This is a genomic window from Duganella sp. Root1480D1 (genome assembly GCF_001427305.1).
Classification (GTDB): Bacteria; Pseudomonadota; Gammaproteobacteria; order Burkholderiales; family Burkholderiaceae_D; genus Rugamonas.
On sequence record NZ_LMFZ01000049.1, the window covers coordinates 171039 to 185346 of the forward strand.

The 14308-nt window shown below is 63.6% G+C and carries 9 protein-coding genes; 3 read left to right on the top strand and 6 right to left on the bottom strand.

What is annotated here, in order from left to right; all coding sequences use genetic code 11:
* Positions 1 to 32: 32 nt before the first annotated feature.
* Genes ASD58_RS28810 through ASD58_RS28825 form a run of 4 tightly spaced genes read right to left on the bottom strand, consistent with a single transcriptional unit; the run spans position 33 to position 7451 of the window.
* Positions 33 to 458, bottom strand: a complete 426-nt coding sequence (locus tag ASD58_RS28810; protein WP_057265696.1) for a hypothetical protein — start codon at positions 456 to 458, stop codon at positions 33 to 35.
* Positions 455 to 1366, bottom strand: a complete 912-nt coding sequence (locus ASD58_RS28815) for a DUF2785 domain-containing protein (protein ID WP_057265698.1) — start codon at positions 1364 to 1366, stop codon at positions 455 to 457. The genes ASD58_RS28810 and ASD58_RS28815 overlap by 4 nt, the downstream gene beginning before the upstream one ends.
* 8 nt (positions 1367 to 1374) lie before the next feature.
* Positions 1375 to 5541, bottom strand: a complete 4167-nt coding sequence (locus ASD58_RS28820) for a DEAD/DEAH box helicase (protein ID WP_057265700.1) — start codon at positions 5539 to 5541, stop codon at positions 1375 to 1377.
* On the bottom strand, positions 5538 to 7451 hold the full coding sequence (locus ASD58_RS28825) for a S9 family peptidase (RefSeq protein ID WP_057265702.1): 1914 nt from the start codon (positions 7449 to 7451) through the stop codon (positions 5538 to 5540). Before ASD58_RS28825 ends, ASD58_RS28820 begins: the two co-directional genes overlap by 4 nt.
* Before the next feature lie 75 nt (positions 7452 to 7526).
* On the opposite strand from ASD58_RS28825, the gene hemE reads away from it, so the two are divergent.
* Both hemE and ASD58_RS28835 read left to right on the top strand, forming a co-directional pair.
* The gene (gene hemE / locus ASD58_RS28830; protein WP_057265868.1) at positions 7527 to 8603 is read left to right on the top strand and encodes a uroporphyrinogen decarboxylase; all 1077 of its coding nucleotides are present in this window, start codon (positions 7527 to 7529) and stop codon (positions 8601 to 8603) included.
* 725 nt (positions 8604 to 9328) lie between these two features.
* Positions 9329 to 11338, top strand: a complete 2010-nt coding sequence (locus ASD58_RS28835) for a primosomal protein N' (RefSeq protein ID WP_057265704.1) — start codon at positions 9329 to 9331, stop codon at positions 11336 to 11338.
* A 5-nt stretch (positions 11339 to 11343) separates the two neighbouring features.
* Here the strand turns inward: ASD58_RS28835 and ASD58_RS28840 are convergent, their stop codons facing one another.
* On the bottom strand, positions 11344 to 12240 hold the full coding sequence (locus tag ASD58_RS28840; RefSeq protein ID WP_057265707.1) for an ArgP/LysG family DNA-binding transcriptional regulator: 897 nt from the start codon (positions 12238 to 12240) through the stop codon (positions 11344 to 11346).
* A 66-nt stretch (positions 12241 to 12306) separates the two neighbouring features.
* Between ASD58_RS28840 and ASD58_RS28845 the strand changes: the two genes are divergently transcribed.
* Positions 12307 to 13749 carry a dihydrolipoyl dehydrogenase gene (locus ASD58_RS28845; protein ID WP_057265709.1) on the top strand — a complete coding sequence of 481 codons (1443 nt, stop codon included), beginning with the start codon at positions 12307 to 12309 and terminating at the stop codon, positions 13747 to 13749.
* A 6-nt stretch (positions 13750 to 13755) separates the two neighbouring features.
* Here ASD58_RS28845 and ASD58_RS28850 read toward each other — a convergent pair whose 3' ends face one another.
* Positions 13756 to 14238 carry an SRPBCC family protein gene (locus ASD58_RS28850; protein ID WP_057265711.1) on the bottom strand — a complete coding sequence of 161 codons (483 nt, stop codon included), beginning with the start codon at positions 14236 to 14238 and terminating at the stop codon, positions 13756 to 13758.
* Positions 14239 to 14308 lie beyond the last annotated feature (70 nt).

A 14308-nucleotide genomic window follows, 5' to 3' on the forward strand; every position in this document is an offset into this window, starting at 1 on the left:
TCAACCTCTTGCTAGTGCAGCGTGGGAGATTATCACAAGCCGAGTGCTGCCCGCGCCCGGTCAGGGTCAAGGCCAGCGGCTGCCTTGGCCGCATCGGGCGGCAGCCATTGTGGAAAGGGGATTTCTTCGTTGACGTGCTTGCCGGTGGCGGTATGCACCTGGCGTACCCGCGCCACTGCGCCGGCCGGCAATTCGCCCGCCAATGCTGCTACGGCGGGCCACAGGCGACGGTGCACCAGGGTCAGTTTGCCGGCCACCAGGCGGCAGACCAGGATGTCGTCATTCTCCTGCACCTCGCTGAGCACGGCGAAAATGCGCTTTCCTTCAGGGTGGCCCCACCAGCTTCCCTTGATCGGCGCGCCGATGATGGCTTCCGTCAGCGTGGGCGCTTTTCCGCGCGCTGATGCCAGTACGACGCCGTGCTGCTCGACGAAGGCCAATGCCTGCTGCGCGTTCATTCTGCAACCTGTCGCAAGGTGCGCAGCAGCAGTGGCTTGAGGCAGCTACGCTGCGCTTCATCCTTGCTTTCGCTGACGTTGACATAGAGCGGCTGCAGGAAACCCTTCAGGTTGTGCTTGCGGGCCAGTGCCCCTTGTTGCGTGCTGGCGGATGCGGGGGCCACTGCCAGACGGGCGAACCAGGCATCCCAGTCGCTGCATGCCAGGGTCTTGGCGCGCGACAGGTAGAAGACGGGCGCCATCAGGCGTTCGCCTTCACCGTAATGGTAGAAATGTTCGCCAGGCGGTGCAACCTGGCTGGCGATAGCTGCCAGTATTTGCTCGTGTTCCGGGCGGCCAAGCGCCGGATTGAGCGAGAGCTGGAGCATGATGTCGGCAGCGTGCGCGACACCGTGGCGCCAGCCCTGCTTTTCGTCAAAACCCCGGTAGTCGTTCACGCCGCGCAGGTATTCCGTCGCAGCATTGACCAGTTGCGCGCGCTGTTCGGTGGACAGGTAAGGCTTGATGCGGTCCACTCGCGCTACGTCTGCCAGCACCAAAGCGGCGAAAGGCCGCGCGAAACCTTGCGGGTCTGGTGCTTGCAGTTGCGCGGTAAGGCGGATGCGCAGCTCCTGCACTGTTGTGGCATCCAGCTTGTCGGCACGCATCCAGGCCTGCAGGGCTTCGAATGCCAGCTCGTCACGCTCGACCGGGTCGGGCGATGACAGGCAGGACACGGCTTGCAGCGCCAGTGCCTGGCGCCGGGCGTGGTCGTCGACCAGCCACTTTACGGCCTTGACGTCGCGCAAAGCGGGGGTGGGACAGGTAGCCGGCATGGCGCCCGGCGTGCCGGCCGCCGACAGCAACGGCGCCGCCAGGCAAGCCATCGCCAGTGCGGCGGCGTGGACGGCAATTGATGACAGTTGCATAGCGTCTCCTATCCGAAGCGGCGCAAGCCTTCGTGCAGCATCGCCAGCATGTCTTCCGCCGTCATGCGCGCGGCAGTGTCGCTGCCATCGAGCAGGCTGTCCGCCAGTTCGCGTTTATGGCCATGCAGTTCAACGATGCCTTCCTCAATGGTGTTGCGCGCCACCAGGCGGTAAATGGTGACCGGCCGCAGTTGCCCCATGCGGTGCGCGCGGTCGGAGGCCTGGTCTTCCACGGCAGGATTCCACCATGGGTCCATGTGGACCACATAATCTGCTGCGGTCAGGTTGATGCCGACGCCGCCGGCTTTGAGGCTGATCAGGAATACATCGCCATCGCCGGCCTGGAAGGCGTCCACCGACTGTTTGCGCGCAGCCATCGGCGTGCTACCGTCGAGGTATTGGTACTTGACCTGATTGCGATCCAGATGGGCGCGGATCAACGCCAGGTGGTCGACGAACTGGCTGAACACCAGCACCTTGTGGCGGTTCTCCAGCAAGCCCTCCAGCAGGCGCGCAAAGGCGGCCAGCTTGCTCGACTCCAGCCGCAGCGAAGGCGCGACCAGGTTCGGATTGCAGCAGGCACGGCGCAGCTTCATGATTTCCGCCAGGATCTGCATCGATTTCCGGTCTGCCGGGCCTTCGATGGAGGCCAGGTTTTCCAGGGCGTCACGGCGCAGCGATTCGTACAGCGCGGTTTCCTCCGGCGACAGGTCGACTTCCAGCACGATCTCGGTGCGTGCCGGCAGTTCGGTCAGCACTTGCGCCTTGGTCCGGCGCAGCACGAAAGGCCCGATCAGGCGGCGCAGGCGATTGCGCGCCCCGACCTCCGCACGATGATCCTGCTGGCGCTCGATGGGGCCGGCAAAGCGCAGGTTGAACTGTTCGTGGCTGCCAAGCAGGCCGGGATTGATAAAGCGGAACAGGTTCCACAGTTCGCCGAGGTGGTTCTCCAGCGGGGTGCCGGTGGCCACCATCCTGAAGTCGCCCTTCAGCGCCATCACGGCCTGCGAGCGCTTGGTGGCCGCATTCTTGATGTTCTGCGCTTCGTCCAGCACGATGGTGTGCCACTTCGGCTTGGTGAAACGCTCGGATTCCAGTTGCAGCAGGCCGTAACTGGTGATCACCAGGTCGAATGGGCCGGCGTTGCTGACGATGTCGTCACGCTCGCCGGTGGCATACATTTTCACGTTCAGCGTCGGCGCAAAGCGCGCCGCCTCGCTGGCCCAGTTCAGGCAGACCGAGGTCGGGGCCACCACCAGCGTCGGCCCTTGCGGCGCGCGCAGCAGGACCAGGGCCAAGGCCTGCAAGGTCTTGCCCAGGCCCATATCGTCCGCCAGGCAGGCGCCAACGCCCCAATGTGCCAGGCGGGCCAGCCATTCGAAGCCGGCCAACTGGTAATCGCGCAACTCGGCCTGCAGGGTGCTTGGAAGTTGCGGCGTGTAGCTGGCGCTGGCTTCGATGCGCTGCAAGTGCTCGCGCCACATGGCATCCGCCTCCACCATGCCGACGTCGTTGGCCAGTTCTTCCAGCACGAAAGCAGCCAGGCGGTGCACCTTCATGCCGGCGTCGTCGTCCTCGCCATAGGTGGCAAGCTCGGACAGCCGGCGGTGCAGCTCTTCCGACAGCGCCAGGAATTCCTTGTCGCCCAAGGCGATGAAGCGGCTCTTGCCGGCGCGGATCATGTCCAGCAGCGAGCGCAGGTCCAGTACGCGGTCTTCATCGACCACCAACTGGCCGCTGGCGGCGAACCAGTCCTTCTTGCTCTTGATGCTCAGGCGCAGCTGCTTGGTGTACACCGGCTTGGTGAGGCGGAAGGCTTCTCCCTCCGGCCACGCCAGCACCACCTTGTCGGCGCCCTGCTCCTGCAATTCAGCCAGCAGCTGCAGGCATAATGCCGGCTCGCCCAGCAGCCATTCGCCGTGCTCCTCGGTGGCTTGCTCCAGCACTTCGCACTTGAGCACCAGCTGGCGCTCGGCATCGCGCTCGCCTACCAGGCTGCGGCGCGCCTGGACCGAGCGGCCATTGACGTCTGCAATCACGTTCTCGGCGCCGGCCCCTGGGGCGTAATACGGCCCGGCATCGCGCAGCGGGCGCACCTGAATCTGCATCTTCAAGCCCTGCTGGTAAGGCAGCAGGTGGATGTGCAGGCGCGGGTCGGCATCGCACTGTTCGGTGTTGGCAGCACCGCCGCCGATATCGGATTGCACGGTGACCATCGATGACACCGTGCCGATTGCCTTCAGTACCTGGTCCTTGGCGTGCTCCGGCACGCTCAGGCCATCGCCGACAATGGCGGCGATGCGGCGATGCTCGTCCTGTACGCTGACCACGCGCAGGCGGTTGGGCGCTTCGCGCACCACGATCAGGTTGGCGTTCAGGTTTTCAATGGCGGGGTGCAGCGCCAGGTGCAACTGGCCCTGGTGCGTGCGGATCAGCAGTTCCGGCGCTCCCGCCAGCAGTTCGACGCGGGTATCCGGCGCCTCCATCCAGAACACCAATGGATGACCGACCAGCGCGAGCACCGCCTGTTCAATGTCGATGTCGTAGCGCAGGCCGGAAGAGTAAGCCTGGCGGGAGGGCATGATGGCGCTGCTGACACGCATGTCTTGCGGCGTAAGGAATTCCATCTGCGCCCCGTCGTCGCGCAGGCGTTTCAGTGCGACCGGGCGCGCCTTGCCCCAGGCGCCGCGTGCATCCCTTTTTTGCTCACGCGGCTCAATTTCAGCGATGCCTTGTCGTTCGCCATAGGTGATAGTCCAGACCAGGCGCATTTCGCCGCCAGTCTCGGGGCCGCCCTGCTGCAGGTTGATCAGGGCAGCCAACTGGCGCTGCCATGCTTCCTGGCGCTCGAACCAGGTGGCCATATCGGCAAACCCAAGTTGCTCGCGCAAGGCAGCCGCACGCCCCGCTGCCGCCTCATCGCCAAGATGGCCCAGCAGGCTTTCCGCGCCGCCGGCCAGCAGCATGAAGCCTGCCGCCTCGGCAGCTTGCGACAAGTCCTGCAGTTCGGCGCGGCGCTGCTTCAATTGCGGCAGCGCGAGCCAATAATACAGCATGCATTGGAACATCTGCGCCTGCAGCGGTGCTTCCCAGGCGCGCTGGGTCACCAGGTCGGCCTGCATGGTGCCGGCGCGGACCTGGCGCAGCATGCTCAGTTGCTGGTACACCGCGCTATCGGCATTGTGCTGGGCGTGCACCGCTACGTCGAGGTAGCTCTCCGCCGATTTCAGGTGCTTCGCATCGCCGCTGCGCAGCAGCGCCAGGATGTACAGGTGCCCCGCAATGCCCTGGAACAGGTGCTTGCGCTTGCCGGATTCGCGGCGGATCGATTTCAACGCGGCTTCAAAGCCATTGATCGCACCCGTCACGTCGCCGCGCAGCAGCAGCACAGCACTGGAGAAGCACTGCGCCAGCGCGCCGTCCATCCCTTCCATATAGCGCACGGTATCGGCCAGTTTGCCGCACAGGATGGCGTGTTCCGCCATCGCCAGCCGCAAGGCCGGGCTGACCTGCTGCCCGGCGGCCTGGCGGCGCTGCAGGTGGCGTTCGGCATAGCCGCGCACCAATGGCGCCAAGCCGGGCTCGCGTTGGGTGTGCTGGATCAGCAGCATCAGCACATCGTCCTGCAGTGCCGGATGCACTAGCAGCAGCATGCCCGCTTCGAACGGGCGCGAGAAGATGTCGACAATCGGATGCAGTTGCGCGGCTTCGTAGCACACCATGCACGCAGCCAGCAGCGGCATCACGTCCCGCGGCGGGCGGCCGCGCAGCATGGCCATGCGCAGGCGCGCCACGCCGTGGCGGTAGCTGCGCGGCTCGTAGGCGCCGTTCCAGTTCTGGCGCATCGGGTTCAGCGACTCGTAGGCCTTGCAGATATCGTCCAGCAGGTGGGCGCCGATGGCGGCGCGGATGGCGGGCCAGCGCAGGCGGGCGTTGCAGACGTAGCCGCGGCCCATCACAGCGGTGGTAAAGGCCAGGCGCTCCAGCTTGAGCAGCGGGTCGTCCAGCGTCAGGGTAGTGAAGGCCTGGCCGTTTGCATCGCGGATGCCGGCGGCCACCACGTGGTCGAGGATGGCGGTGCGGCCGACCGGGTCGCCCACCAGTGACAGCAAGGCGAGAACGGCCTTTTCAGGCTGTTCGAGGGCTTCGAATTCCGCCAGCAGGGTGTCGCTCATCCGGTCAAGCCAAACATGCGTTGGTAAAAGTCCAGCTCCGCCTGCAGTGTACGCACGATGGTGTCGGCCTTGCGGAAACCGTGGCCTTCGCCTGCCAGTTCAATATAAGTCACCGGGATGCCGCGCTTGCGCAGCGCATTCACCATGGCTTCCGATTGCTGCGGCGGCACGACCTTGTCGTCCAGGCCCTGGAAGAAGATCATGGGGCGCGACAGGCGGCCGGTGTGGTTGATCGGGGAGCGCTCGGCGTACACTGCCTCGGCCTGCTCCTTGGGCGCGATCAGGTATTCGTTGTAGTGCGATTCGAATTTGTGCGAGTCGTCATCCAGCCCTTTCAGGTCGGACACCCCGTAATAACTGGCGCCCAGCTTGAATACATCGTGGAAGGTCAATGCGCACAGCGTGGTCAGGCCACCGGCGCTGCTGCCGCGTATGATCAGGCGTTCGCCGTCTGCCAGGCCTTGCGCAACCAGGTGGCGCGCGCCGGCGATGCAGTCTTCCACATCGACGACGCCCCACTGGCCTTTCAGCGCATCGCGGAAGGCGCGGCCGAAGCCGGTACTGCCGCCATAGTTCACGTCCAGCACCCCGAAACCGCGGCTGGACCAGAATTGCGTTTTCAGGCTCAGGGTGCTGGCCGCCATGCCGGTCGGCCCGCCGTGGCTGATGACGATGACCGGCGGCTTTTCGCCTTCCGCTGCGTGCACGTTCTGATTGGTTGGGGGATAGTAGAAAGCATAGGCCGTGCGGCCGTTGGCGCTTGGGTAGCTGATGCTTGAGGGGACAGACAAGTAGCCCGGCGCCGGCAGCTCGGCGATCGAACGCTCCAGGACTTCCCGCTCGCCGGTCGCCAGGTCGATACGGGCAATCTCCGACGCGATGGTCGGGCTGCCCGCCAGTACGACCACATAGCCGTCGCCCACGCGCAGTTCGCGGATTTCCTGGTATGGCGTGGCGATCGGCTCCAGCACGGTGCTGCCGGCATGCAGGCGCCCCAGCTTGCTGACGCCTTGTTCTATATAGCTGCACACAATGTCGCCGCCGGCGCCGAAGCCGTACAGCGAATTGCCGAAGGCCCAGTGCGGGGTTGCGAACTCCGCCGCCATCGGGCACAGCGCCTCGACCGCGCTGGCCGTGCCGCCTGCGCCTTCGCGCAGGCAGTACAGGTTCCACCAGCCGCTGCGGTCCGAGACGAAGTGCAGCGCGCCAGCAGGCGACCACTCGGGCTGGCAGATCGATTCCTGCGGCCCGCCCGCCACGCGCGAAGGCGTGCCAAGGCGGCCGTCGGCCTGTACATCCGCCACCCACAATTCGGTGCCCTGCCACGGCATGCGCGGGTGATCCCACGACAGCCAGGCCAGGCGGCGGCTGTCCGGCGACAGGCGTGGCGAGGAATAAAAGTCATTGCCCATCACGAGCACCTGTTCGGTGCCATCAAAGCCTACCGCGCAAATGGTATTCACCGGCTGGCCATGCGAGCCCTCATCCTGCGGATGCTGCTCCCGCACCGCGATCAGCCGCGCATGGGCGTGGTCAAACACGAAATCCGCGAAGCGCTGGCGCCCCGGCGAGGTGAATGCCTCTGCGTTGCCGCCTGGGGCAAGGCGGTACAGGCGGTTGTCCGCATGATGGGAGAACACCGCCACGCCATTGGCCACGGCATAGGCGCCGCCGCCGTATTCATGCACGCGATTGCGAACGTTGAACGGCATCGGCGTCACTTCGCCAGCCGCAGCACCCTGGCGGCGCATCAAGGTGGTCCGCCCGGCTTCGGCAGCGCGTCCGGCCAGCCAATAAATATCCGCCGCGTCCAGGACGACCGAAGACAGCGGTGTAGCGCCTGCGGCAACCATCTCGGCGCTGATCGGTGATGGCCAGGCGCCAAAAGGCGCGGTGGAGGTGGATGTCATGGGCGCTCCAAAACGCGTAAAAACAGGGCAGGGATGCGATAATACCCCCTTTCTATCTGCTTTAGATTGTCTTTCATGCCACAATTTGCCCCGCTGAAGAACGACACCTTCCTGCGTGCGCTGCTGCGCCAGCCGACCGAATACACCCCGGTGTGGCTGATGCGCCAGGCAGGACGCTACCTGCCTGAATACCGCGCAACGCGCCAGAAGGCGGGCTCCTTCATGGGCCTGGCGACCAACCCGGACATGGCAACCGAAGTCACCCTGCAGCCGATCGACCGTTATCCACTGGACGCTGCCATCCTGTTCTCCGACATCCTGACGGTGCCGGATGCAATGGGCCTTGGCCTGTACTTCGTGGAAGGCGAGGGCCCGAAGTTCGAGCGCCCGCTGAAGACCGAGGAAGACGTCAAGGCGCTGCAACTGCCGCCAGCCGGTTCGCTGGACTACGTGTTCAAGGCCGTCACCCAGATCCGCACCGAGTTGAATGGCCGCGTGCCGCTGATCGGCTTCTCCGGCAGCCCATGGACCTTGGCCTGCTATATGGTGGAAGGCCAGGGCTCGCGCGAATTCCACACCATCAAGAAGATGATGTACGCGCGCCCGGACCTGATGCATCACATCCTGGACGTGAACGCCCGCGCGGTTGCCGAATACCTGAATGCCCAGATCGACGCCGGCGCGCAAGCCGTGATGATCTTCGACTCCTGGGGCGGTGCGCTGGCCGACGGCGCCTACCAGCAGTTCTCCCTGAAATACATGCAGCAGGTCGTGAGCCTGTTGAAGCGTGAAAAAGATGGCGTGAAGATTCCCGCCATCGTGTTCACCAAGGGCGGCGGCCACTGGGCCGAGGAAATCGCCGCTATCGGCGCCGACGCCATGGGCCTGGACTGGACTGCCGATATCGGCAAGATCCGCGAGCTGGTGGGCCACAAAATGGCCCTGCAGGGCAATATCGATCCGGCTATCCTGTTTGCCAATCCGGAGCAGATCGCGGCTGAAGTGCGCCGGGTGCTGGATTGCTACGGCCCGCACCATACCGGCCATGTATTCAACCTGGGCCATGGCATTTCCCAGTTCACCCCGCCGGAGTCGGTGACGACGCTGGTGGAGACTGTCCACAGTCACAGCCGCAAGCTGCGCGGCGGCTGAAAGATGTAGTCCCGGTTCAAAGGGCGCTACGGCGCCCTTTTTTATTTCGTGCAGAAGCGACTTATGCACAAAAATTTTTACTGCGGAAATAAGAGGCAGTGGCAAATGCTTCCCTCTCAGTGGATTCGCAAGTATTTGATTTTTAAGGGTTTATTTTTTACTGCTTTTGTCAATGTTTTGGCTTTTGTAAACCTTATCCCAAGGTGCAAGCGAGCTTGTTGGGCCATTCTCCACAAAGTTATCCACAAAAACTGTGGAAAAAAGTCAAAAGTACTTTGTAAACCGGCACTTAGTAGGAATTTGTAGGAATTGTCTTAGCGTTATGTTGCGATGCATGATATTTCGCTAAGACTTTCAGTGGTGCAAACGCTTGCGGAAACACAAACCTTGCAACGCATGCCTGTGTACAATGCTTGGCTTGATGTTGTGGCGCACCAAGCACGTTTTGCACAGAAAAAGCTGTAAAAAATGCTTGATTTCGAGGAAAAACTGCTCCTTAAATGGTGCACTTATACACAGAGCGCGGAAAATTATGCGCTTTCTGGCTCTCCTACGATGGCTCTTGTAAGTGATTGAATTAAAAGGGGAAAAATCAGGCGCTTTTGCTGGGTTTCCCCGGATTGCAAGCTGGAGGTTAGTGCTTGCTCTGGATTCCAGCCCCGTTGTTCACAAAGTTATCCCCAGTTTCTGTGGATAGTTGAAAAACCCTCGATTGATAGCCCTGGATGGCGCACTGCATTCTCCGAATTGCCTTGGACACGCCGCTGAACGCGGTATTTGACTACCGCTGGGCTTGCGAAAAGTCAGATCGGCCGCGTGTAGGACAATTGGCAATGGTGCCGTTTGGTCCGCGCGAGGTAGTCGGGTTCATTGTGGGTATCCTTGAAGAAACGGATGTTCCCGAGGAAAAGCTGAAAGCGGCATTGGCGGTGCGCAGCCAGTTGGCACCATTGCTCCCCCAATGGCTGGCGCTGGCCGGCTTTGCCGCCGAGTACTACCAGCGCCCGCTGGGCGAGGTGGCCTTGCCCGGGCTGCCCAAGAACCTGCGCGTCACCAGCACCGTTGCGCTGGACCGCGCCATCAAGAAGCTGGCCAAGCTGGAGGAGCCGCATGACCCGGCGCCAGCCAATGTGCCGGTGCTCAACGCCAGCCAGCAGGCGGCGGCCGATGCCATCGTCGGCGCCCAGGGCTTTGCGCCCTTCCTGCTGTATGGCGTGACAGGCAGCGGCAAGACCGAGGTGTACCTGCAGGCCTGTGCACAAGTGCTGGCGCGCGAGCCGCAGGGCCAGGTGCTGGTGCTGGTCCCCGAGATCAACCTGACGCCGCAACTGGAAACCAATATCCGCAACCGTTTCCCCGGCGTGATGCTGTCTACCCTGCACAGCCGCCTGTCGGAGGGCGAACGCATGCTGCACTGGCTGGCTGCGCATGAAGGCAAGGCGCGCATCGTGCTTGGCACGCGCCTGTCGATCCTCGCCTCCATGCCCAACCTGAAGATGATCGTGATCGACGAAGAGCACGATCCTTCATATAAGCAGCAGGAAGGCTTGCGCTACTCCGCGCGCGATCTCGCCGTGTGGCGCGCCCACCAGCTCCAGATCCCGGTCGTGTTGGGCTCCGCCACGCCGTCGCTGGAAAGCTGGCACCACGCGCTGAAAGGCCGCTACCGCAAGCTGGAATTGCGCGAACGCGCAGTGCAGCAGGCGGTGCTGCCTTCCGTGAAGCTGATTGATACCTCGCGCCGGCGCGGGCAGGAAGGCTTGACCGAGCAGCTCGTGGAAGCGATCAGGCTGCGCATCGAACGCGGCGAGCAGTCCTTGCTGTTCCTGAACCGGCGCGGCTATTCGCCGGTAATTACCTGCGAATCATGTGGCTGGGTCAGCGAGTGCAAGCGCTGCACGGCGTCCATGGTGCTGCACAAATCGGATTACCGCCTGCGCTGCCACCACTGCAGCCTGGAGATGCGCATCCCTCGCCATTGCCCGACTTGCGGCAATATCGACTTGCAGCCGCTGGGACGAGGCACGCAGCGCATCGAAGAGAGCTTGCAGGAGCTGTTCCCGCAGGCGCGGGTGCTGCGCATCGATGCCGACAGCACCCGCCGCAAGGGCAGCGCGCAGGAAGCTTTCGACAGCGTACACCGGCAGGAGGTGGATATCCTGGTCGGCACGCAGATGGTCGCCAAGGGGCACGACTTCAAGAACCTGACGCTGGTGGGCATCATGAATCCGGATAGCTCGCTGTTCTCGCAGGATTACCGCGCCAGCGAGCGGCTGTTCGCGCAGTTGATGCAGGTGGCGGGGCGCGCTGGGCGCCAGGGCGGCAGCGAGAGCGAGGTGCTGGTGCAGACCAGCTATCCGGAGCATCCGCTGTTCTCGGCATTGGTGGCGCATGATTACGATTACTTCGCCAATTCGCTGCTCGGGGAGCGGGAAGTGGCGGGCCTGCCGCCCTACCTGTACCAGGCCATCTTGCGGGCGGAGGCGCGTGAGCTGGAGCTGGCGCTGGAATTCCTGCGCAGTGCGCGCGAGCTGGTGCAGCATGGCGGTATCACGATCAACGATCCGATCCCGATGAGCATGGCGCGCGTGCACAATATGGAGCGTGCGCAGTTGCTGGTGGAGTCGCCGTCACGCCCGGCGTTGCAGGCCTTCCTGAAGGAGTGGATGCAGGCGCTGCGCGAGCAGAAGACCCGCATCAAGTGGTCGCTTGAAGTGGATCCGGTCGATATTTAAAACCGCTAAGCCTGCACCAGATACCGCCGCGCGGTGCTGACAATCTGCTCGGTGAGCGCATGTGTGAATGGCGTATCCAGTTCCCACGCATGCCAATCCAGTTCCACGTCGATATAACGCCCCGGCACCAGATCCACCAGCGAACCTTGCGACAATCCATGCGCCGCCTGGAGGTAAGGCAGCAAGCCATAAGCCAGCCCGCCAAACACGGTATCGTTCAAAGCCGTCGACAGCGGCAGTGTATGGTGCGGGAATGGGCGCATGTAGCCGACCTCGCGCGCCAGGAAGCGCGCCATCAGGTCGCGGTCATGCACCACCGCCGGCGCCAGCGCCAAAGCCTCAACGCTGAATCCATCGCCGAACCAATGCCCCGCAAACGAAGGCGCAGCCACGCACACATACCGCATGGCGCCGAGCGGGATAGCGGAAGATCCGGCAGCGGCAGGCGAAGGCACTTCAGCGCGCGCAGCCACACAGCCAAACACCGACCCTTCGCGCATCAGGTGCAGTGCCACCTCGCGCTCCGCGCATTCCACATCGAGCTGGCAGCGCGGCGGCGACAGCAATGGACGCAGGGCCAAAGGCAGCCAGGTCGCCAGGCTGGCCGCATCGACGGCCATCGCGATTTCGGGCATGCTGGTCTCGTGGCCAAGGTCGATGTCGAGCGCTGCCTCCATCAGTTTGACGTTACGGTAATGCGAGATGAGGCGCTGGCCCAGGCCAGTAGCTTCGGCGGGGGAGCCGCGCACGATCAGCAGCCTGCCTACCGCGTCCTCGAGCGCCTTGATACGCTGGGATACGGCCGGCTGGCTGATGCCGAGCGCATTGGCCGCCTTTTCGAAGCTGCCATGGCTTGCAACGGCATCCAGCACCGCCAGCGCGCGGTAGTCCAGATTTTCCATAAGGTATGCTTAATAAAAGCGCGAAAAGATAAGTCATACTAATGCATTACCAATGATGGAGGCAAGATGGAAACCATCCAGTGCGATGTGGCGGTGATCGGTGCAGGTACGGCCGGGTTAAGCGCATACCGCGCGGCGCGCAACGCCGGCAAGCACGCGATCCTGATTGAGGACGGCCCGCACGGCACCACCTGCGCGCGCGTCGGTTGCATGCCGAGCAAGCTGCTGATTGCTGCGGCGGAGGCGGCGCATGCGGTGCGCGAGGCACCGGGCTTCGGCATCCAGCCCGGTGGCCTGAAAGTCGATGGCAAGGCTGTGATGGAGCGCGTGCGCAGTGAGCGTGACCGCTTTGTCGGCTTCGTGCTGGAAAACGTGGCTGCCATGCCTGCCGAGGACAAGCTGCATGGGCGCGCGCGTTTTACCGCGCCAAACCGCCTGCAGATCGGTGCCAACCTGGAAGTAGCGGCAAAGGCCGTGGTCATCGCCACCGGTTCGCGTCCCGACATCCCGTCCGAATGGGCGGCAGCCGGCCCGCGCGTAATCAACAGTGACGCAGTATTCGAATGGACCGATTTGCCGCGCTCAGTCGCCGTGATTGGCGCCGGCGTGATCGGCCTTGAGCTGGGGCAGGCCCTGCACCGCCTGGGCGTGCGGGTTGCAATCATTGCGCGCGGCAGCAGCGTGGCGCAACTGAAGGACCCGCATGTGCTGGCTGCCGCTTCGCAAGCACTGGGCGAAGAAATGGACCTTCGTTTCCGCACCGAAGTGTCGGCCATCACGCGTGCCGGCGACGGGCTTGAACTGCGCACGCGCGGTACCGAAGGGGAGGAGCGCACCGAGCATTTCGATTATGTGCTGGTCACCACCGGCCGCACGCCGAACGTTTCCGGCCTTGGCCTCGACCACACCGGGCTGGCGCTGGACAAGAACGGCGTACCGAAATTCGACCGCCACACCATGCAGTGCGGCGATAGCTGCATCTTCATCGCCGGCGATGCCAGCGCCGAAATCCCTTTGCTGCCCGAGGCAGCCGACCAGGGCAAGATCGCCGGCGCCAACGCCGCCAGCTATCCCGAGGTGAAGCCCGGACTGCGCCGCACGCCGCTTGCCATCACCTTCAGCGAACCGCAAATCGCCACCGTGGGCCAAGGCTACAAGGAACTGTCGAATGGCCGCGAGCACTTCGCGATCGGCGCCGTCAGTTTCGACAACCAGGGGCGCAGCCGCGTCATGCGCCAGAACAAAGGCATGCTGCGGGTGTATGCGGAGTATGCAAGCGGGCGTTTCCTCGGCGCCGAGATGGTGGGGCCGCGTGCGGAGCACATCGGCCACCTGTTGGCTTGGGCGCACCAGGCCAGGCTGACGGTGCCGCAGATGCTGGAGATGCCCTTCTACCACCCGGTAGTGGAAGAAGGCTTGCGCACCGCCTTGCGCGACCTGGCACTGGAGCTGCAAAAGCCGCCGCCCCCGCCCAAGCCGGTGCCGAACGATTGCACGCCCGGCTGCTAGGCCAAGTCAGTTCAGGCTCGAATCCAGGCGGCCCTGGCTGGCCAGTTCGCGCAGCACGCGGATGGTGTCGAGGTCGGATTCCTGGTAGGCGGAGCGGCGGAAATCGTCGTACATGGCGTTGGCGGCATCGGTCGCCGCGTCATGGCCGTCGTCGTACTGGAAACGCACGTACAGCCGCTCCGGTTGCGGCATTTCGATGGTCATGGTCAGGCTGGAGGCGCTGATGTCTTTCTGCGCCGGCACGTTGTAGCGCACCACATACGGCTCGTGCAGCACCACGTTGTCTTCGATGACCACATCGCCATAGCGCAGGCGGCGGCTGAAGCCTGCCGTGCTCCGGTCCGAGATTTGCGCTTCGTCCAGGTGCGGAACGAACAGCTTGGGCGACTCCGCGCGCAGTACCAGGCCGCGCCACAACTGCTGGTGGGTGATGGTGTCCATCAGCGGGTTGAGGAGGTCGTTCACTTCTATCAAATGTTCAAATTTCATAACACTTCTGCCCGCTTTTTTCGGAGCTCATTTGGGGGATGGATACCACTATATTCTGTACAATGCCGGG